The sequence below is a fragment of the Streptomyces sp. NPDC034103 genome, from assembly GCF_055575395.1.
Genome location: NZ_JBVISS010000009.1, coordinates 224,830 through 244,803, shown reverse-complemented (window position 1 = coordinate 244,803; position 19,974 = coordinate 224,830). Strand labels below are relative to the sequence as shown.

Sequence of the window (19,974 nt, the reverse complement as noted above, 5' to 3'; positions counted from 1 at the left end):
GGAGGGGACGTGGTCGTTTGTGAAGGGTTCGTACGAGATCCAGATCGGCCGCTCGATCACGGACCGCAGGCGCACCACTACGATTAACGTCTGATCCGGGACAAGTCTCCCCACAGAGCAGCCCCGGTCCGGGACCTGACACCCGGACCGGGGCTGATGGCTGTGTCCACGGCTAGCGCGCGGAGAACGCGTACACCGTCTCCGAGCGGAACACCTCGCCCGGCCGCAGCACCGTGCTCGGGAACTCCGGTCGGTTCGGGGAGTCGGGGAAGTGCTGGGTCTCCAGCGCCACCCCGTCACAGGGCGCGAACGGCCCGGTCAGATGGTCGGCGGTGTACAGCTGGAGACCGGGCTCGGTGGTGGACAGCGTCAGCACCCGCCCCGACGAGGGGTCGCGCAGCTCGGCGACCTCGACGGGGGAGTCCGTGACCCCCTTGTCGAGCACGAGGTTGTGGTCGTACCCCGACCCCACCTTCCGGCTCTCCCGGAAGTCGAAGCGTCCCCCGGCCACGTCCTGGAGCGCCCCGGTCGGGATCAGATCCGCGTCGACGGGCGTGAACCGGGAAGCGGCGACCCGCAGTTCGTGACCGCTCGCGCTCCCGGAACCGGCCAGGTTGAAGTAACTGTGGTTGGTCAGCGCGAGAACCGTCGGCGCGTCCGTCACCGCCTCGTACGCGATCCGCAGCGCGCCGTCCGCGTCCAGCGTGTAGGTCGCTGAGACCTCCAGACGGCCGGGGAAGCCCTCCTCGCCGTGCGGGCTGACCCGGGAGAGCCGGATGCCGTGCGCCACCGGCTCCACGTCCCACACCCGCTTGTCGAAACCGCGCTCCCCGCCGTGCAGGGAGTTGGGCGCGTTGTTGGGCGCCAGCGCGTACGTCACCCCGTCCAGCGTGAACCGGCCACCGGCGATCCGGTTGGCGTACCGGCCGATCAGCGCGCCGAAGTAGGGCCCGGTGTGGGTGAGATAGCCCTCCAGACCGGCGAACCCCAGCACCACGTTCCCGGACCGCCCGTCCCGGTCGGGGACCTCGACGCACTGCACGATCCCGCCGTACGACAGCACCCCGACACGCACGCCGGACCGCTCCAGGATCCAGCGGTGGACCTCGGTGCCGTCGGGAAGTGTGCCGAAGAGTTCGTTCATGGTGAAAACTCTAGGTCACCCCCCGGAGGCCGTGACCTCCCGATAGGCGATCTCCGCCAGCCTGGCCTGTCCGTTCACGCTCGGATGGAACCAGTCCCAGTGGCTCAGCTGATCCGTGCCGAACCGGAACTCGTACACCGCGCCGCCGTCGAAACGGCACCGCTCGTCCTTGGCGCAGACCTCCTGGAGCACCTCGTTGTACGCCTCCACCCGCTGCTGCACGGTGGCCCGCCGCTCCGTCGCCGCCGCGTCCAGGGCGTCCGCGTCGCCCAGCATCGACGGGCATATCCCGAGCTTCCACACCTGCTTGCCCATCGGGTTGGTGCGCCCCTCGGACCACAGCCGCTTCAGGTCCGGCACACTCGCCACGTACACCTGCGCCTTCGGGGCCGCCTCGCGCAGGGTGCGCAGCGCGTCCTCGAACTGCGTCCGGAAGTCCGCCACCGACGTCATCGCCGCCGTCGAGTCCCGACACGCGTCGTTCGCCCCCGCCGTCACCGTCACCAGCCCCGGCCGCTTCGCCGCCGCCTGGGCTATCTGCCCGGCCAGGTCCGCCATCCGCGCCCCGCTGACCGCGTAGTTCCAGCTGCTGGAGGCCGCCTTCGCCCTCCCCAGCAGCCGTACGGCGAGACTGTCGACCTCGGTACTGCTGCCGGTCGCCCAGGAGGCCTCCGGGCAGTCCTGGAGGACGGAACAGGCGTCGAAGGCGCGGGTGATGGAGTCGCCCACCGCGGCCAGCGAGGCAGGGCTGGAGTCCCAGACGGGCGCGGTCGGGGTCGGGGTCGCTCTGCGCGCCGCGGTGCCGGAGCCGGACGGCCCCGACTCGTTGCCGCCGACGGCGTCACAGCCGGCGGCGCCCAGTACGGCCGCCGTCACGACGGCGAGCACGGCGCGCGCACGCTGCCTTCGCTTCCGCATCCCCTCAAGATCCCCTCGGTCGACATGGCATCCCCCGCGAACTTCGTCCCCCTCCATGACAACGTGCGGGAGTTCCCGACCCTTCCACGTGCGACGGCTAGCGTCCTGCCGGGTGAATGGCGGGCGTTTGTGGGCACCGGGACCGACGGTACGTCACACTCCTTGCGCCGTCGCACGGTAGCCTCGCCATCAACGTGGCTGCCGCCACCACCGTTCCGCCCATTCGCACAATGGTCCCGCTCTGCCCGGAGGTCCCGGTGACGACACGTGGAGTTCTGTACGTGCACTCCGCGCCGCGCGCGCTGTGCCCGCACGTCGAGTGGGCCGTCGCCGGGGTGCTCGGCACGCGCGTCAACCTCGACTGGATCCGGCAGCCCGCGGCCCCCGGCACCTGGCGCTCGGAGTTCTCCTGGCAGGGCGAGGTGGGTACGGCGTCCAAGCTGGCGTCGGCGCTGCGCGGCTGGCACCTGCTCCGCTTCGAGGTGACGGCCGAACCCTGTCCCACCGCCGAGGGCGAGCGCTACAGCTGCACCCCCGACCTCGGCATCTTCCACGCCGTCACCGGCATCCACGGCGACATCCTCATCCCCGAGGACCGTCTGCGAGCCGCCCTGACCCGCGCACAGGCCGGCGAGACCCAGCTGGAGTCGGAGATCGCCAGACTCCTGGGCAAGCCGTGGGACGACGAACTGGAGCCGTTCCGGTACGCGGGCGAGGGCGCCCCCGTGCGCTGGCTGCACCAGGTGGTCTGAGCGCGCGCGGCCGGCAGCGGCCGGGAAACGGCGAGTGGCCCGGCCTCCCCACGGAGACCGGGCCACTGTCAGTCAAAGGCGCTGTCAGACCGTACGGAACGCCAGCACCACGTTGTGCCCGCCGAACCCGAACGAATCGTTCAGCGCGGCGATCCGGCCCTCGACGGGCAGCTTGCGCGCCTCACCCCGTACGACGTCGGCGTTGGCCTCCGCCTCCGGGTCGAGGTTCTCCACGTTGATGGTCGGCGGGGCGAGGCGGTGGTACAGGGCGAGGATCGTCGCCACCGACTCCACACCACCGGCGCCACCCAGCAGGTGACCGGTCATGGACTTCGTACCGGACACCGCGAAGTGGTCGGCGTCGTCGCCGAACACCTTGCGCAGCGCCTTCAGTTCCGCCACGTCACCGGCCGGCGTCGACGTCGCGTGCGCGTTGACGTGCACGATCTCCGCCGGGTTCAGGTCGGTGCTGTCGAGCAGGTTCTGCAGGGCGTGGGCGATACCGCGCCCCTCCGGCTCGGGCTGCACGATGTCGTGGCCGTCGGCGGAGATGCCCTGGCCCACGGCCTCGGCGTAGACACGCGCACCGCGCTTCGCCGCGTGCTCCGCGGACTCCAGGACGATCACGCCGGCGCCCTCGCCGAGGACGAAGCCGTCGCGCGCGACGTCGTAGGGACGCGAGGCGCCCTGCGGGTCGTCGTTGTTCTTGGACATCGCCATCATGTTGCCGAACGCGGCGATCGGCAGCGGGTGGATCGCCGCCTCCGTGCCACCCGCGACGACGACGTCGGCGCGGCCGGTGCGGATCATCTCGATGGCGTAGCCGATGGCCTCGGCGCCCGAGGCGCAGGCGGAGACCGGGGTGTGCACACCGGCGCGCGCGCCCACGAGGAGACCCACGTTGGCGGACGGGCCGTTCGGCATGAGCATGGGGACGGTGTGCGGGGAGACGCGGCGGACGCCCTTCTCCTTCAGCACGTCGTACTGGTCGAGCAGCGTCGTCACACCACCGATGCCGGAGGCGATGACGGCGCCGAGGCGGTCCGGGTCGACGCTCCGGTCGTCCCCGGCCTTGCCCTCGAAGCCCGCGTCCTTCCAGGCCTCCTGGGCCGCGATCAGCGCGAACTGCGCCGAGCGGTCCAGGCGCCGGGCCTGAGGCCGCGGGATGACCTCGGTGGGCTCCACGGCGACGGGCGCCGCGATACGGACGGCCTGGTCGGCCGCCCACTCCTGCTCCAGGGGCTTGACGCCGGACTTGCCGGCGATCAGGCCTTCCCAGGTCGAGGCTGCGTCGCCACCCAGCGGTGTGGTTGCGCCGATACCGGTGACGACCACGGTGCGATTGGTCGGGCTCACGGGAAATCTTTCTCCAACGATTACGAGGATTCAGCGGCGCCACCGCCGGGTGGCGGCAGCCGGACCTGAGATCAGGCCTGGTGCTTGAGGATGTAGTCGGTCGCGTCGCCGACCGTCTTGAGGTTCTTCACGTCCTCGTCCGGGATCTTGACGTCGAAGCGCTCTTCGGCGGCGACGACGACCTCGACCATGGACAGCGAGTCGACGTCCAGGTCGTCGGTGAAGGACTTGTCCAGCTGGACGTCCTCGACCGGGATGCCGGCGATCTCGTTGACGATGTCGGCGAGACCGGCGACGATCTCTTCCTTGGTGGCGGCCATGTGAGGCGCTCCTTCGTAGATATCCAGGGTTGGGCGGTTCACCGTGTCCGGACCGGGTGATCCGGCACGGAGTGCCTAGGGGAGGGTAACGACAGTCGCGGCGTAGACGAGACCCGCCCCGAAGCCGATGACGAGCGCGGTGTCGCCGCTCTTCGCCTCGCCGGTCGCCAGGAGCCGCTCCATCGCGAGCGGGATCGAGGCGGCCGAGGTGTTGCCGGTGGTGCGGACGTCACGCGCGACCGTGACGGACTCCGGCAGCTTGAGTGTCTTCACCATCGAGTCGATGATCCGCTCGTTGGCCTGGTGCGGAATGAAGACGTCCAGGTCCTCCGCCGAGACGCCGGCGACATCCAGCGCCTCTTTGGCGACCTTCGCCATCTCGAAGACGGCCCAGCGGAACACCGCCTGGCCCTCCTGCGTGATGGCGGGGAACTTGCCCGTGCTGTCGTACTCGGTCCACGCCACGGTCTGCTTGATCGTCTCGGACTTGTCGCCCTCGGAACCCCACACGGTCGGGCCGATGTGCGGCTCGTCGGAGGGGCCCACGACGACCGCGCCGGCACCGTCGCCGAACAGGAAGGCCGTCGCGCGGTCCTCCAGGTCGGTCAGGTCGCTCAGCCGCTCGACGCCGATGACGAGGACGTACTGCGCCGAACCCTCGACGATCATGCCCTTGGCGAGGGTGAGGCCGTAGCCGAAGCCCGCGCAGCCGGCCGAGATGTCGAAGGCGGCGGCCTTGTTCGTACCGAGCTTGTCGGCGATCTCGGTGGCGACGGCCGGGGTCTGCTTGAAGTGCGAGACGGTCGAGACGATCACGCCACCGATCTGCTCCGCGGAGATCCCGGCGTCGGCGATCGCCTTGCCGGACGCCTCGATCGACATCGCGGCGACGGTCTCCTCGTCGTTCGCCCAGTGGCGCGTCTCGATGCCGGAGCGCGAGCGGATCCACTCGTCGGACGAGTCGATCGTCTCGAGGATCACCTCGTTCGGCACGACCCGCGTCGGACGGTAGCCGCCGACACCGAGGATGCGCGCGTACGGGGCGCCCTTGCTGGGCTTGATCTTCGACATTGCTCTCGGGCTCCTTTTCAGGCGCTCTGCTCGGCGAGGAGCTCGCGAGCGGCGTCGAGGTCGTCGGGGGTCTTCAGCGCCAGCGTCTTCACGCCGGGCAGCGCGCGCTTGGCGAGGCCGGTGAGGGTGCCGCCGGGGCACACCTCGATCAGCGCGGTCACGCCGAGCTCCTTGAACGTCTCCATGCACAGGTCCCAGCGCACCGGGTTGGCGACCTGGCCGACCAGCCGCTCCAGCACCTCGGCGCCGGTGGCGACGGTCTGCCCGTCCTTGTTGGAGACGTACGTCAGCTTCGGGTCGGCCGGCGTCAGATCGGCGGCGGCCTTGGCCAGCGCGTCGACCGCGGGAGCCATGTGGTGCGTGTGGAAGGCGCCGGCCACCTTCAGCGGGACGACCTTGCGGACACCCTCGGGCTTGTCCTCGTTCAGCGCGGCGAGCTGCTCCAGGGTGCCGGCCGCCACGATCTGGCCCGCGCCGTTCACGTTCGCCGGGGTCAGGCCGAGCTTCTCCAGGTGCGCGACGCTCACCTCGGGGTCCCCGCCGAGCAGCGCGGACATCCCGGTCGCGGTGATCGCGGCGGCCTCGGCCATCGCCAGCCCGCGCTTGCGCACGAGGGTCAGCGCGGCCGTGTCGTCCAGGACACCGGCGAAGGAGGCGGCGGTGAACTCACCGACGCTGTGCCCCGCGACGGCGCCCGGGGTGACGGCACCGAGTGCCGAGGCGGACAGGATTCCGGCGGCCACCAGCAGCGGCTGGGCCACGGCGGTGTCACGGATCTCGTCCGCGTCGGCCTGGGTGCCGTAGTGGGCGAGGTCCAGGCCGATGGCGTCCGACCACGCGGCGACGCGGTCGGCGGCACCGGGGAGTTCGAGCCAGGGGGTCAGGAAGCCGGGCGTCTGGGCGCCCTGGCCGGGAGCGACGAGTACGAGCACTCTCACACTCTCTCTTGTGGACGGGCACGGCCGCCCGTGGGGACAGGGACGAAGAACACGAGGGGGTTTTGTGGACCTCCGACAAAAGCCTAGAGCTGGATATCCCCGTCGACCAGACGCCCGAGGATGAGCGCGATCCGCAGCGTGAACGCCGAGCGCACGTCGGACGGTGACCAGCCGGTGACGTCAGTCACACGTCGAAGCCGGTAGCGCACGGTGTTGGGATGCACGAAGAGCATACGGGCGGCGCCCTCGAGACTGCTGGCCTGTTCGAGATAGACCGAGAGTGTCTCGAGGAGAGCTGAACCCGCCTCCTCCAGCGGTCTGTAGATCTCCTCCACCAGCTGCTCGCGCGCGCTCGGGTCACCCGCGATGGCGCGCTCCGGAAGCAGATCGTCCGCCAGCACCGGGCGCGGGGCGTCCTGCCAGGCGGAACAGGCCTTGAGCCCGGCCGCGGCGGCCTGCGCGGAGCGGGTGGCGGCCTGCAGATCGGGTACGACGGGTCCGGCGACCACGGGTCCGGCGGCATACGGCCCGATCAGCGACTTGGCGACGGCGAGCGGGTTGTCGCTGCCGCCCGCGATGACCACGAGCCGGTCCCCGAGGACCCCGGTGAGCACCTGGAGCTTGGCGTGCCGGGCGGCCCGCCGGATCGCCTCGACGGTCAGCTCGGAGTCGCCGTCGGGCGCGGTGCCGAGGACCACGCACACATGCTCGGGCGCGTTCCAGCCGAGCGCGGCGGCCCGGCTGACGGCGCCCTCGTCGGCCTCGCCGCTGAGCACGGCGTTGACGACGAGGGACTCCAGACGCGCGTCCCAGGCACCGCGTGCCTCGGCGGCCTGGGCGTAGACCTGGGCGGTGGCGAAGGCGATCTCGCGGGCGTAGACGAGCAGGGCCTCCCGGAGCACCGACTCGTCGCCGGGTGCGGCAACCTCGTCGATGGCGGACTCCATGACCTCGATGGTGGTGCGCACCATCTCCACGGTCTGGCGCAGCGTGATGGCCCGGGTCAGCTCGCGCGGGGCGGTCCCGAAGACGTCGGTGGAGATCGCCTGCGGCGCGTCCGGGTGCCGGAACCACTCGGTGAACGCGGCGATACCGGCCTGCGCGACCAGCCCGATCCAGGACCGGTTCTCCGGGGGCATGGCCCGGTACCACGGCAGCGTCTCGTCCATCCGCGCGATGGCCTGCGCGGCGAGTGACCCGGACGACTTCTCCAGCCGCTTCAGGGTCGCGGAGTGGGAACGGAGGGCGCGTGCGACGGCTTCGGTGTTGCTGGCTTCGGGTTCGGGCACGGGGACAAGACTGCCTTATCCGGACGTGAGTGCGCTCCGCCGGGTGCCGGGTCGGGGCTACGGTGGTGCACGTGACGGACGTACGGCGCGCCGCTGAGCGCTATCCAGGGGGCGATCCGGCGGCCGGGATCGAGTCGTTCCACGCCTTCTCCTTCGGACCCCACTACGACCCCGACAACCTCCGGTTCGGCGCGGTGATCGCCTGCAACGAGGAGCGGCTCGCCCCCGGCGCCGGGTTCGACGAGCATCCGCACAGCCACACCGAGATCGTGACGTGGGTGGTCGAGGGCGAGCTCACGCACCAGGACTCCGCGGGGCACGTGACGACCGTGCGCCCCGGTGACGTCCAGCGCCTCAGCTCCGCGGCGGGCGTCCGGCACGTGGAACGCAACGACGGCCGGGTCCCCCTGACCTTCGTGCAGATGTGGCTGGCCCCCCTGGAGCCGGGCGGCGAACCGTCGTACGACCTCGTCCGCGGCATCGCCGACTCCACGCCGTACGCCGTCCCGGAGGCCGCCGCCCTGCTGCACGTACGGCGGCTCGCGGCGGGCGAACGGACGGCGCTGCCGGCCGCGCGGTGGCTGTACGTCCATGTCGTCCGCGGTGAAGTGCGGCTGGACGGCACGGTGTTGGGCGCGGGCGACGCGGCCCGCGCCACGGGCGCCGAGGGCCTGGAGGCGGTGGCGGTGACACGGGCCGAGCTGCTGGTCTGGGAGATGGCCTAGATCTCGCCGAGCACGGCGTCCGTGAACGCCGGCCACGCCTCGACCGCCCACGGGCCGAAGGCCCGGTCGGTCAGGGCCACGCAGGCCGCCCCCGCGGCGGGGTCGATCCACAGGAACGTGCCGGACTGGCCGAAGTGCCCGAAGGTGCGCGGGGAGGACGAACCGCCCGTCCAGTGCGGGGACTTGGCGGCGCGGATCTCGAAGCCGAGGCCCCAGTCGTTGGGGTTCTGGTGGCCGTAGCCGGGCAGCACGCCCTTGGTGCCGGGGTACTGGACCGTCATCGCCTCGGCGACCGTGCGCGGGTCCAGCAGCCGGGGCGCCTGCACCTCCGCCGCGAACCGCAGCAGGTCCCCGACCGTGGAGACACCGTCCTTGGCCGGGGAACCGTCCAGGGAGGTCGCCGCCATCCCCAGCGGCTCCAGCACCGCCTGGCGCAGATACTCGGGGAACGGGATGTCCGTGGCCTTCGCGAGGTGGTCGCCCAGCTGCTCGAACCCGGCGTTGGAGTACAGCCGCCGCTCGCCGGGCGGCGCCTGCACCCGGTGCTCGTCGAAGGCGAGACCCGAGGTGTGCGCGAGCAGGTGCCGCACCGTCGATCCCGCGGGCCCGGCGGGCTCGTCGAGCTCGATCGCGCCCTCCTCGTAGGCGACGAGCACCGCGTACGCCGCGAGCGGCTTGGTCACCGAGGCCAGCGGGAAGCGGTGGTCGACCGGGCCGTGCGTGCCGAGCACCGTCCCGTCCGCCCGGACGGCACCCGCGGCGGCGGTCGGGACCGGCCAGTTCTCGATCATGGTCAGGCTCTTCAGCGACATGCGCCGATGCTAACCACCGGCTCCCGGGGAATTCTTACCGGTTCCGCTTGCCTGGAGTGCACTCCAAGGTCATAGCGTTGAGGGCATGACGGTGATGGAGACCACGACCACCACGGGTACCAGGACCGACAGCTGCAGCGCCCCGCCGCACCCGCACCGGCGCCCCCTGGGCCAGGACAGCTACACGATCAGCGAGGTCGTCGCCTTTACCGGCCTGTCGGCGCACACCCTGCGCTGGTACGAGCGCATCGGCCTGATGCCGCACATCGACCGCTCCCACACCGGCCAGCGCCGCTACAGCAACCGCGACCTGGACTGGCTCGACTTCGTCGGCAAGCTCCGGCTCACCGGCATGCCGGTCGCCGACATGGTGCGGTACGCGGAACTGGTCCGGGACGGCGACCACACCTTCGGCGAGCGCTTCGAGCTGCTGGAGTCGACCCGCCGGGACGTACTGACCCGCATCGCGGAGCTCCAGGACACCCTCGCCGTGCTCGACCGCAAGATCAGCTTCTACGCCGAAGCCGGACACACCTATGAAACGGAGAAGGCCGGATGACCGACAGCAGGATCCCGACCGTACGACTGGGCGCCGGCGGCCCCGAGGTGGGGGTGCAGGGCCTGGGCTGCATGGGCATGAGCTTCGCCTACGGCCCCACCGACGCGGGGGAGTCCCGGGCGGCCCTGGAACGCGCGCTGGAGCTGGGCGTCACGCTGTACGACACGGCGGACGCCTACGGCGCGGGGGAGAACGAGAGGTTCCTCTCCCCGTTCTTCAAGGCCCACCGCGACGAGGTCGTGATCGCCACCAAGTTCGCCCTGTCGATCCCGCCGGACGACCCGACCCGGCGCGTCATCCGCAACGACGCCCCCTACATCCGCCAGGCCGTCGAGGCGAGCCTGCGGCGGCTCGACGTCGACGTGATCGACCTCTACTACATGCACCGGCGCGATGTGAACGTGCCGATCGAGGAGACCGTCGGCGTCATGGCCGAGCTGGTCCGCGAGGGCAAGGTCAAGCACCTCGGTCTGAGCGAGGTCACCGGCGCGGAGCTGCGGACCGCCCAGGCGGTGCACCCCGTCGCGGCCGTGCAGTCGGAATGGTCGCTGTTCAGCCGGGACATCGAGGCGGGTGTGGTGCCGGCCGCCCGCGAGCTGGGCGTGGCCCTGGTCCCGTACTCCCCGCTCGGCCGCGGCTTCCTCACCGGCTCCTTCGCCGACGCCGAGCAGGATCTGACGGCCGGTGACTTCCGCCGCCAGCAGCCCCGCTTCACCGGTGAGAACGCGGCCGCCAACGTGGCCCTGCTGGAGCCGGTCCGCGCGGTGGCCGAGGCGCACGGGGTCTCCCTGGCGCAGGTCGCGCTGGCATGGGTGCAGCGGCAGGCGCGGGTCCACGGTCTGCCGGTGGTCCCGATCCCGGGCACCAGCAAGCCGGGCCGGGTGGCGGAGAACGTCGCCGCGACACGGGTCGAACTGACCGAGGATCAGCTGGCCCTGCTGGAGCCGATCGCCGGGAAGGTGGCGGGCGAGCGCTACGCGGACATGGCGTTCACCTCCGCCGGGCGGGAGTGACTCACAGCTCCGCGAGCAGCTCCGCCTTCTTCACCGAGAACTCCTCGTCGGTGACCAGCCCCGCCTGGTGCAGTTCCCCCAGGTGACGGATGCGCTCGGCGATGTCGGCCGGATCGCGCCGCGGCGCCCCGGCCGGCACCGCGGCGACGGGTCCGTTGCTGCGGACGGCGGCCAGGACCGCCGCGGCGAACGGCAACGACTCGTGCACCGGCCCGTAGCCGAGCCCGAAGATGACGGCGGCGGGGTCCTGGTCGGCCTGCGCGGGCGGCGTGCCGCCGTCCCGGGGCAGCAGCCGCAGATGCCCCTCGAACACCTCCGGGGAGCGCCACTCCACCCCGCCGAGGCCGGCGACCGGGAAGCTCTGGTCGCCGGCCTTCCACTTCGCCGAGGACGCGCCCGTCCAGAACCACCGGAAGCGCACGGTCGTGCCGTCGAAGGACGCCTTGCCGTCGTAAGCCTTGAAGGACAGCGGCACCTCGGGCGCCGGGACCAGGAAGCGCTCGGCCGGCTCGTCGTCCGGGCTCAGCAGGCCGCGCAGTTCGTCGGCGTAGTACTCGGCGAGCACCTCCCGCTCGGCGGGCAGCACCAGCCGGTACGGATCGCACCCTTCCTTCAGCTGTCCCGCGGCCGCCTCCATCAGCGGGTCGGCGCCGGGGCGGGGCTCGGCGCGCAGCACCACGGTGCCGCGCTTCCCGGGCGTCAGCGTCACGCCGGCCAGCGCCGAGAAGGGGACGCGCCGCTCTCCCAGGGACTGGAAGAGCTTGGGTGTTCGAATCCCCCGTTCGTAACGGATGAGCACGGAGTCGGACTCGAACTCCCAGGCAGCATGAAATCCGGCCAGTACGTCACCCATGCGGCTCATCGTATGTGGCACGAGCTCCTCCGTCGCCTCCCCGCGCAGACCGTGGTTCTTGCGGCCGCTACGCGCGTCAGCCCGCCATGGTGCCGGACAAACCGGCCTGGCAGGCCTCGTCGGTCTCCGCACAGTGCACCGAGCGGTACGCGCCGACGCCGATCTCGGCGAAGTTCGTGAGGCTCTCGGTGCCCGGCTCGAAATAGCCGCTGTGCCCCTTCGCGTCCGCCGCCGACAGCACCCGTGCCCCGAACGCGGAGGACACCGGGTCGGCTCCGTGGCCCAGCCCGCCCAGTTCCATGTACGGCACGTCCTGGATCCAGTCGTCGGCGTCCCGCATCGCCCACACCTGGGCCGAGGTGTGCAGCTGGGCGGCGTGGGTGACCCGCATGCCGGGGCTGCCGGCCACCGCGATGTCGGCCACCCGCTCCGGCAGCCGGTGCGCGGCGACCCCGCACACCACGGAGCCGTAGCTGTGGCAGAACAGGGAGACGGGCGTCTCGCCGGGCAGCGCGCGCACCAGCGCGTCCAGCCGGACGGCGCCGTTCTGGGCGCGCATCGCGGTCGCCGAGTCGAGGCCGAGACCGCCGGGCGAGGTGTAGTCGGCCCAGGCGATCACGGCCGTACGCGTCGAGGGGCTCGCCGCCTTCTCCGCGGCGTACAGCGACTTGGCCATGCCGACCGGGGCCGAGTACTTGCGGTAGGTGCGCTGGAAGGTGAGCAGGTCGGTGTCGACGCCGGGGACGACGACCGAGACCCGCTCCGCCCTCGTCAGGTCGCCGAAGACCTCCGCGACCCGCCCGGAGCCCTCCGGGTCGAAGGCGAGGATCTTGCGGCGCGCGCTCATCAGCGACTCGAAGCGGTGCATCCGGTGGCCGGCCGCGCGCTGCCCGTCGGCCGAGAGCCGGTGGTCGTGCATGCGCTTGAGCTCGACCTTGCGGGCCTGGCCGAGGGCGACGCGGTTGGCCCGGTAGCGCAGCTCGACGGGGGCGCCGTTCATGTTGCCGACCGCGAGGGGGTAGCGGCGGGCGAGGGTGCCGCGCTGCTGAGCGGTGAGCGAGGCGAAGAAACGGGAGAGCTTCGCGGGGGCGGCGTCCGGGGCGGGCAGCCGGTGTCCGGCTATCCGGCCGTGCTCCCAGGCGCTGATCGAGCTCTGGAGCGCGGTCGTGTTCCGCTGGTTGCGCAGGGCTGTCCAGCCGGTGGTCGCCAGCATCACGAACACCACGGCCAGCGCGAGCAGTCCGCGCCAGACGTTCAGTTGGGGAGAGGTGTCGAAGGAAGTCACTGAAAGGACACACTAGGAGAACGAGAGGGTCTCGCGTCAACCGAGTGACGGAGGTCACGTTTCGATCGGCAGGGGGATGACCTCAGTCGGTCCGCCAGTTCTCCGTCAGAGCCGGACCCACCTGTTCGAGATGCGAGACGGTGAGCGTCCGCATCGCGTCCAGGCTGAAGTCCGCGGCCATGTTCCACCGCCGCTCCGTCACCCGCATCACCCCGCTGAAGACCGCCACCGCGAGCCGCGGCCGCGGATCGGCGTCCACGTCGAGCCCCTCCCGCTCGGCGATCACCCGCGCGAGTGTCTCCTCGACCTCCATGGACCGGCGCAGATGCGCCGCGAGCAGCACCGGCGTCGACTCGACCACCCGGTACATCCGCAGATACAGCTCCACCGGTACGACGGACTCGATCACGTCGTTGAGCGTGTCCCAGCCCTCCAGGACCGCCTGCCGCAGCGCCTCCAGCGGTCCCTCGTGCGGCGGGCGGCCGCGCACCGCCGCCACGAAGTGCTCCACCGTCATCGCCTCCGCGGCGAGGGCGGCCTCCTCCTTGTTGGCGAAGTAGCGGAAGAAGGTGCGCTGCGAGACCTCGACCGCCTCGGCGATGTCGTCGACGGTCGTCCCCTCGTACCCCCGGGTGGTGAACAGCTCAAGGGCCGCTCGAATCAGCGCCTCGCGGGTGCGCTGCTTCTTGCGTTCGCGCAGGGTTTCCATGGGATGTCAGTTACCGACTTATGAATTGGATTGTCAACTGTCAGTGGCTGTCATTAGCCTCGCCGTATGACTAGTCAGACCACGCTCGACAAGACGGGGCCGGGGGACGGCAGGCCGGCCGCCCCGTCGGACGGAGCCCGTGCCTCGGGGCTGCGCGGCCACCCCTGGTTCACGCTCATCACCGTCGCCGTAGGCGTCATGATGGTGGCCCTCGACGGCACCATCGTCGCCATCGCCAACCCGGCCATCAAGGAAGATCTCGGCGCCACGTTCGCCGATGTGCAGTGGATCACCAACGGCTACTTCCTGGCCCTCGCGGTCTGCCTGATCACCGCGGGCAAGCTCGGCGACCGCTTCGGCCACCGCCAGACCTTCCTGATCGGCGTGGTCGGCTTCGCGGCCGCCTCCGGTGCGATCGGCCTGTCCGACAGCGTCGCGGCCGTCGTCGCCTTCCGTGTCCTCCAGGGCCTGTTCGGCGCCCTGCTGATGCCGGCCGCGCTCGGCCTGCTGCGCGCGACCTTCCCGGCCGAGAAGCTCAACATGGCCATCGGCATCTGGGGCATGGTCATCGGCGCCTCCACCGCGGGCGGCCCGATCCTCGGCGGTGTCCTCGTCGAGCACGTCAGCTGGCAGTCGGTGTTCTTCATCAACGTGCCGGTCGGCATCCTCGCCGCGGTCCTGGGCGTCGTGATCCTGCTGGACCACCGCGCCGAGAACGCCCCGCGCTCCTTCGACGTCCTCGGTATCGCCCTGCTGTCGGGCGCCATGTTCTGCCTGGTCTGGGCCCTGATCAAGGCCCCGGCCTGGGGCTGGGGCGCCGGACAGACGTGGACCTTCATCGCCGTCTCCGCCCTGGGCTTCACGCTCTTCGCCTTCTGGGAGACCCGGGTGAAGGAGCCGCTGGTCCCGCTGGGCCTGTTCCGCTCGGTCGCGCTGTCCGCGGGTGTCGTCCTGATGATCCTGATGGCCATCGCCTTCATGGGCGGCCTGTTCTTCGTGACGTTCTACCTCCAGAACGTCCACGGCATGAGCCCCATCGACGCCGGTCTGCACCTCCTGCCGCTCACCGGCATGATGATCGTCGGCTCCCCGCTCGCGGGCGTGATGATCACCAAGCTGGGCCCGCGCATCCCGCTGGCCGGCGGCATGGCGGCCACCGCGATCGCCATGTACGGCATGTCGACCCTGGAGACGGACACCGGCAGCGCGGTCATGTCCCTCTGGTTCGCCCTGCTGGGCCTCGGCCTCGCCCCGGTCATGGTCGGCGCCACCGAGGTCATCGTCGGCAACGCGCCCCTGGAGCTCTCCGGTGTCGCCGGCGGTCTCCAGCAGGCCGCGATGCAGATCGGCGGCAGCCTCGGCACCGCCGTCCTGGGCGCCGTGATGGCCTCCAAGGTCGACAGCGACCTCGCCGGCAACTGGACGGACGCCGGCCTGCCGCCGCTCACCGCGGCTCAGGAGGCCCGGGCCGCCGAGGCCGTCCAGGCCGGTGTGCCGCCCATCGCCCCGGGCACCCCGCAGGCCGTCGCCGCGAAGATCACGGACGTCGCCCACGACACCTTCATCTCCGGCATGAGCCTGGCCTCCCTGGTCGCCGCCGCGGTCGCGGCCGTCGCCATCTTCGTCGCCCTGCTCACCAAGCGCGGCACGAACGCGGAGGCGGGCGCGGGAGTGGGGCACATCTGAGCGGGTCCGGCGAAGTCGGCCGCGGTTCGGTCGCGCCCTGAAGGGGCGCGGGGAACTGCGCGACCAGCCACGTCGGCGCCGCAGACCAGCCACGTCGGCGCCGCAGACGAGCCACGTCGGCACGGCAGACGAGCTGCGGCCTCTCGCCGCACCTCTAGCCAGCGGAGCGCCTCGCGGCCCCGGTCCGCAGGAATGTCCGCGGGTCACCCCTGACGGGAGGCCCGCGGAACGAACTGACGGAATTTCAGGCGACTTCGCCTATCAGGGTGAAGCGGCTAAAGATTCCTCGCCCCGGGTACGCGCCGCAGGTCACAGTTAGTCAAGCCCTCCGCACGGCACGGCATATGCCGGGGAGGGCGGACCGGTGCTGCGGCGCGCTGCCGGAGGGGGGCGGCGCGCCGCGAGGCCGCGGAAGTGCAGCAGGATTGAAGGCCGTATCGGGGGTTACCCGCCACATCGAGCCCAGACTGCCTATGGGTTGAGGGAGTGGTTGATGATGGCGGGCTTCGGACACAGCACGCGCAGGCACCCCCGCTCACGTGGCCGGACGTGGTCACGGACCGGGCCGGATCGCGCGACCCTGGGGCTTGTCGGAGTCATCTGCGCGATCGCCGGGTTCTTCGTCCTGGGGATCATCCTCGGACCCGTGGCGGTCGTCGCCGGCTGGCTCGCGATGGGCCGCAGCTGGAACGGCTCCCGCCAAATGACGCCTGTGGTCGCCGTCGTCCTGGGCGCCATCGACACGCTTCTGGCCGTCATCTGGCTGGCCGGAGCGTCCCCCGGTACCGGCGTCTTCTGAGCCGGGGGGAGTGAGGGGAGGGCCCCCGGTGGATGGGCCGGGGGCCCACCTCAGTGTCTGACCGACTGCTCCTGAAGCGCCGCGACCTGGGCCCGCAGCGCCTTCACCTCCTCGGTCAGCGCGACGATCGCCTCCGTCTGCCGCCGCTCCTCCACGTCGTCCTTCTCGAACCGGGCGATGAACCACGCCGCGATGTTCGCGGTGACGACACCGAGCAGCGCGATGCCGGACAGCATCAGCCCCACCGCGATGATCCGGCCCAGTCCGGTGGTCGGCGCGTGGTCCCCGTACCCCACGGTCGTCATCGTGGTGAACGACCACCACACCGCGTCACCCAACGTCCGGATGTTCCCGTTCGGTGAGCCCCGCTCGGCCGACAGCACCGCCAGCGAGCCGAACATCAGCAGCCCGACCACGGCCCCCGCGACATACGTGGTCAGCTGGATCTGCGAGGCCATCCGGGCGCGCCGCTGCACCAGCAGCAGCGTGGCGACGACCCGCAGCAGCCTGAGCGGCTGGAGCAGCGGCAGCAGCACCGCGCACAGGTCCAGCCAGTTTCTGCGCACGAACGTCCGCCGGTCGTGCGCGAGCGACAGCCGTACGACGTAGTCGACGGCGAACGCACCCCACACCGTCCACTCGACCGCCGTGCACACGGTGGTGAGCGACCGGCCGGCCGTCTCGTCCACGATCGGCACGGCATAGGCGACGGCGAACAGCACAGCGAACGCCATCAGGGGCCGCTGGGTGAGGTGTTCCCAACGGACCTGCGCCGATTGTTCCTTCATGACCGCATCGTAAAGAAGCGGTAAGGGTGGTGGGGACATGTGCCCCACCACCCTTCACGTCACCGCGGTCCCTACGCGTCGCCGCCAGCGGCACCCGGGTCGGCCGCCGACACGTCGAGCAGCTGGTACCGGTCGATGGCCTGCTTCAGCGCCGACCGGTCGATCTTGCCCTCCCTGGCCAGCTCGGTCAGCACGCCCAGCACGATCGACTGCGCGTCGATGTGGAAGAAGCGGCGGGCCGCGCCCCGGGTGTCGGCGAAGCCGAACCCGTCGGCGCCCAGCGACTGGTAGGTGCCCGGCACCCAGCGCGCGATCTGGTCCGGCACCGCCCGCATCCAGTCGGACACCGCGACGAACGGACCCTGCGCACCCGACAGCTTCCGCGTCACGTACGGCACCCGCTGCTCCTCCTCCGGGTGCAGCAGGTTGTGCCGCTCGACCTCGACCGCGTCGCGGCGCAGCTCGTTCCAGGAGGTGGCCGACCAGATGTCCGCCCTGACGTTCCACTCCTCGGCGAGGATCCGCTGCGCCTCGACGGCCCACGGCACCGCGACACCCGAGGCGATGATCTGCGCCGGGATCGAGCCGGAGGTGCCCTCGGAGAAGCGGTGGATGCCCTTCAGGATGCCTTCGACGTCCACGTTCTCGGGCTCGGCCGGGTGCTGGATCGGCTCGTTGTAGACGGTGAGGTAGTAGAAGACGTCCTCGCTGTCCGGGCCGTACATCCGGCGCAGACCGTCCTTGACGATGTGCGCGATCTCGAAGCCGTAGGCCGGGTCGTAGGCGACGCAGCCCGGGTTGGTCGAGGCCAGCAGCTGCGAGTGGCCGTCGGCGTGCTGGAGCCCCTCGCCGGTCAGCGTCGTACGCCCGGCGGTCGCACCCAGGACGAAACCGCGCGCCAGCTGGTCGGCCATCTGCCAGAACTGGTCACCGGTGCGCTGGAAACCGAACATCGAGTAGAAGACGTAGACCGGGATGAGCGGCTCGCCGTGGGTGGCGTACGCCGAGCCCGCCGCGATCAGGGAGGCCGTGCACCCCGCCTCCGAGATGCCGTCGTGCAGCATCTGACCGGTCGGCGACTCCTTGTACGCGAGCAGCAGATCGCGGTCCACGGCCTCGTACTGCTGGCCGAGCGGGTTGTAGATCTTCGCACTCGGGAAGAAGGAGTCCATGCCGAACGTGCGGTACTCGTCCGGCGCGATCAGCACGAACCGCTTGCCGATCTCCTTGTCCCGCATGAGGTCCTTGAGGAGCCGGACAAAGGCCATGGTCGTCGCGATCGACTGCTGGCCCGAGCCCTTCTTCACGGTCGCGTACGTCTTGTCGTCCGGCAGCGCGAGCGGCTTGGCGCGCACCACGCGCGTGGGGACGTACCCGCCGAGCGCGCTGCGGCGGTCGTGCATGTACTGGATCTCCTCCGAGTCCCGGCCCGGGTGGTAGTACGGCGGCGCGCCGGACTCCAGCTCCTGGTCGGTGATCGGGATGTGCAGCCGGTCGCGGAACCCCTTGAGGTCGTCGACCGTCAGCTTCTTCATCTGGTGCGTGGCGTTGCGGCCCTCGAAGTTGGGACCCAGCGTCCAGCCCTTGACGGTCTTGGCGAGGATCACCGTCGGCTGGCCCCGGTGCGCCTTGGCCGCCGAGAACGCCGCGAAGATCTTCTTGTGGTCGTGACCGCCACGGCCCAGGTGCAGGATCTGGTCGTCGGTCATGTTCTCGACCATCGCGCGCAGCCGCTGGTCGTCACCGAAGAAGTGGTCGCGGATGTACGCGCCGGTCTCGGTGGCGTACGTCTGGAACTGGCCGTCCGGCGTGGTGTTCATCCGGTTCACCAGCACGCCGTCGCGGTCCTGCGCCAGCAGCGGGTCCCAGGAGCGGTCCCAGACCAGCTTGACCACGTTCCAGCCGGCGCCGCGGAAGACCGACTCCAGCTCCTGGATGACCTTGCCGTTGCCGCGCACGGGGCCGTCGAGGCGCTGGAGGTTGCAGTTGACGACGAAGGTCAGGTTGTCCAGGCCCTCGCGGGCGGCGATGGTCAGCTGGCCGAGCGACTCGGGCTCGTCCATCTCGCCGTCGCCGAGGAAGGCCCACACGTGCGACGTGGAGGTGTCGGCGATCCCGCGCGCGTGCATGTACCGGTTCATCCGCGCCTGGTAGATCGCGCCGATCGGACCGAGGCCCATCGACACGGTCGGGAACTCCCAGAAGTCCGGCATCAGACGCGGGTGCGGGTAGCTCGACAGGCCGTGCGGCGCCTTCGACTTCTCCTGGCGGAACGCGTCGAGGTTCTGCTCGCTGAGCCGGTCCAGCAGGTACGCGCGCGCGTAGATGCCAGGGGAGGCGTGCCCCTGGAAGAAGACCTGGTCGCCGCCGTCGCCCTCGTCCTTGCCGCGGAAGAAGTGGTTGAAGCCCACGTCGTACAGCGAGGCCGAGGAGGCGAAGGTGGCGATGTGGCCGCCGACGCCGATGCCGGGGCGCTGCGCCCGGGACACCATGACGGCGGCGTTCCAGCGGGTGGCGTTGAGGATCCTGCGCTCGATCTCCTCGTTGCCGGGGAAGAACGGCTCGTCCTTGGTGGCGATGGTGTTGACGTAGTCCGTGCTGCGCATCTCGGGCACGGCGACACGCTTCTCGCGGGCCCGCTCGATCAGCCGCAGCATGAGGTAACGGGCCCGCTCGCGGCCCCGCTCGTCGACGGCGGCGTCGAGCGAGTCGAGCCACTCCTGGGTTTCCTCGGGATCGAAGTCAGGAACCTGACTCGGAAGGCCGCCAATGATGATCGGATTGCGATCGGATCCGGAAGCCACGCTGTTCCTTCGCTGTCAGAGGGCTGTTTTCCATGGGTATGCGGGATGCCTGCACCGCTCCCCATCGTGTACCTCGGAAAAGCAAACGTCATCTCTACCGATTGGTAACCAAGACTCTTTGTGGGCTCCTCCGGTCCCACTCGGGTTCCGAAA

General features: G+C 70.9%; 19 protein-coding genes. 6 read left to right on the top strand and 13 right to left on the bottom strand.

Features of this window, described 5'->3' with window-relative positions:
• Nucleotides 1-172: 172 nt before the first annotated feature.
• Nucleotides 173-1,144, bottom strand: a complete 972-nt coding sequence (locus tag ACZ56U_RS21795; protein ID WP_469085650.1) for an aldose epimerase family protein — start codon at nt 1,142-1,144, stop codon at nt 173-175.
• Nucleotides 1,145-1,159: 15 nt separating this feature from the next.
• The gene (locus ACZ56U_RS21790) at nt 1,160-2,062 is read right to left on the bottom strand and encodes an SGNH/GDSL hydrolase family protein (RefSeq protein WP_469085649.1); all 903 of its coding nucleotides are present in this window, start codon (nt 2,060-2,062) and stop codon (nt 1,160-1,162) included.
• A gap of 257 nt (nt 2,063-2,319) precedes the next feature.
• Here ACZ56U_RS21790 and ACZ56U_RS21785 point away from each other — a divergent pair, with 257 nt between their 5' ends.
• On the top strand, nt 2,320-2,814 hold the full coding sequence (locus ACZ56U_RS21785) for a DUF3145 domain-containing protein (protein WP_469085648.1): 495 nt from the start codon (nt 2,320-2,322) through the stop codon (nt 2,812-2,814).
• Nucleotides 2,815-2,898: 84 nt separating this feature from the next.
• Here the strand turns inward: ACZ56U_RS21785 and fabF are convergent, their stop codons facing one another.
• The 5 genes from fabF to ACZ56U_RS21760 form a co-directional block, all read right to left on the bottom strand.
• Nucleotides 2,899-4,170 (bottom strand): beta-ketoacyl-ACP synthase II, encoded by a 1,272-nt coding sequence (fabF, locus tag ACZ56U_RS21780; RefSeq protein ID WP_469085647.1) that lies wholly within the window; start codon nt 4,168-4,170, stop codon nt 2,899-2,901.
• 71 nt (nt 4,171-4,241) lie between these two features.
• A complete protein-coding gene (locus ACZ56U_RS21775) occupies nt 4,242-4,490 on the bottom strand; it encodes an acyl carrier protein (RefSeq protein ID WP_391229396.1) in 249 nt (82 codons plus the stop codon).
• A gap of 75 nt (nt 4,491-4,565) precedes the next feature.
• Nucleotides 4,566-5,561 carry a beta-ketoacyl-ACP synthase 3 gene (locus ACZ56U_RS21770; protein ID WP_469085646.1) on the bottom strand — a complete coding sequence of 332 codons (996 nt, stop codon included), beginning with the start codon at nt 5,559-5,561 and terminating at the stop codon, nt 4,566-4,568.
• Between the two features lie 17 nt (nt 5,562-5,578).
• Entirely contained in the window at nt 5,579-6,493 is a 915-nt protein-coding gene (locus tag ACZ56U_RS21765) for an ACP S-malonyltransferase (protein ID WP_469085645.1), read from the bottom strand.
• A gap of 89 nt (nt 6,494-6,582) precedes the next feature.
• Nucleotides 6,583-7,788 carry a PucR family transcriptional regulator gene (locus ACZ56U_RS21760; protein ID WP_469085644.1) on the bottom strand — a complete coding sequence of 402 codons (1,206 nt, stop codon included), beginning with the start codon at nt 7,786-7,788 and terminating at the stop codon, nt 6,583-6,585.
• Between the two features lie 71 nt (nt 7,789-7,859).
• Between ACZ56U_RS21760 and ACZ56U_RS21755 the strand changes: the two genes are divergently transcribed.
• The gene (locus ACZ56U_RS21755; RefSeq protein ID WP_469085643.1) at nt 7,860-8,513 is read left to right on the top strand and encodes a pirin family protein; all 654 of its coding nucleotides are present in this window, start codon (nt 7,860-7,862) and stop codon (nt 8,511-8,513) included.
• Here ACZ56U_RS21755 and ACZ56U_RS21750 read toward each other — a convergent pair.
• A complete protein-coding gene (locus tag ACZ56U_RS21750) occupies nt 8,510-9,325 on the bottom strand; it encodes a serine hydrolase domain-containing protein (protein WP_469085642.1) in 816 nt (271 codons plus the stop codon). The two genes, ACZ56U_RS21755 and ACZ56U_RS21750, sit on opposite strands and share 4 nt — an antisense overlap.
• Nucleotides 9,326-9,410: 85 nt before the next feature.
• On the opposite strand from ACZ56U_RS21750, the gene ACZ56U_RS21745 reads away from it, so the two are divergent.
• Nucleotides 9,411-9,884: a MerR family transcriptional regulator gene (locus ACZ56U_RS21745; RefSeq protein ID WP_469085641.1), complete on the top strand. Its 474-nt coding sequence runs from the start codon at nt 9,411-9,413 to the stop codon at nt 9,882-9,884.
• Complete coding sequence (locus ACZ56U_RS21740; protein ID WP_469085640.1) at nt 9,881-10,897, top strand: aldo/keto reductase; 1,017 nt, start codon at nt 9,881-9,883, stop codon at nt 10,895-10,897. Before ACZ56U_RS21745 ends, ACZ56U_RS21740 begins: the two co-directional genes overlap by 4 nt.
• Before the next feature lies 1 nt (nt 10,898).
• Here the strand turns inward: ACZ56U_RS21740 and ACZ56U_RS21735 are convergent, their stop codons facing one another.
• The 3 genes from ACZ56U_RS21735 to ACZ56U_RS21725 form a co-directional block, all read right to left on the bottom strand.
• A complete protein-coding gene (locus ACZ56U_RS21735; protein ID WP_469085834.1) occupies nt 10,899-11,759 on the bottom strand; it encodes a DUF4429 domain-containing protein in 861 nt (286 codons plus the stop codon).
• Nucleotides 11,760-11,826: 67 nt separating this feature from the next.
• Nucleotides 11,827-13,035: an alpha/beta hydrolase gene (locus ACZ56U_RS21730; protein ID WP_469085639.1), complete on the bottom strand. Its 1,209-nt coding sequence runs from the start codon at nt 13,033-13,035 to the stop codon at nt 11,827-11,829.
• A gap of 82 nt (nt 13,036-13,117) precedes the next feature.
• On the bottom strand, nt 13,118-13,744 hold the full coding sequence (locus ACZ56U_RS21725; RefSeq protein WP_469085638.1) for a TetR family transcriptional regulator: 627 nt from the start codon (nt 13,742-13,744) through the stop codon (nt 13,118-13,120).
• A gap of 66 nt (nt 13,745-13,810) precedes the next feature.
• On the opposite strand from ACZ56U_RS21725, the gene ACZ56U_RS21720 reads away from it, so the two are divergent.
• Entirely contained in the window at nt 13,811-15,430 is a 1,620-nt protein-coding gene (locus ACZ56U_RS21720; protein ID WP_469085637.1) for an MFS transporter, read from the top strand.
• Nucleotides 15,431-15,923: 493 nt separating this feature from the next.
• Entirely contained in the window at nt 15,924-16,229 is a 306-nt protein-coding gene (locus ACZ56U_RS21715; RefSeq protein ID WP_469085636.1) for a small hydrophobic protein, read from the top strand.
• Between the two features lie 50 nt (nt 16,230-16,279).
• On the opposite strand, the gene ACZ56U_RS21710 is transcribed toward ACZ56U_RS21715, so the two are convergent.
• The gene (locus ACZ56U_RS21710) at nt 16,280-17,017 is read right to left on the bottom strand and encodes a potassium channel family protein (protein ID WP_469085635.1); all 738 of its coding nucleotides are present in this window, start codon (nt 17,015-17,017) and stop codon (nt 16,280-16,282) included.
• A 71-nt stretch (nt 17,018-17,088) separates the two neighbouring features.
• A complete protein-coding gene (aceE, locus tag ACZ56U_RS21705; protein WP_469085634.1) occupies nt 17,089-19,821 on the bottom strand; it encodes a pyruvate dehydrogenase (acetyl-transferring), homodimeric type in 2,733 nt (910 codons plus the stop codon).
• Nucleotides 19,822-19,974: the final 153 nt, after the last annotated feature.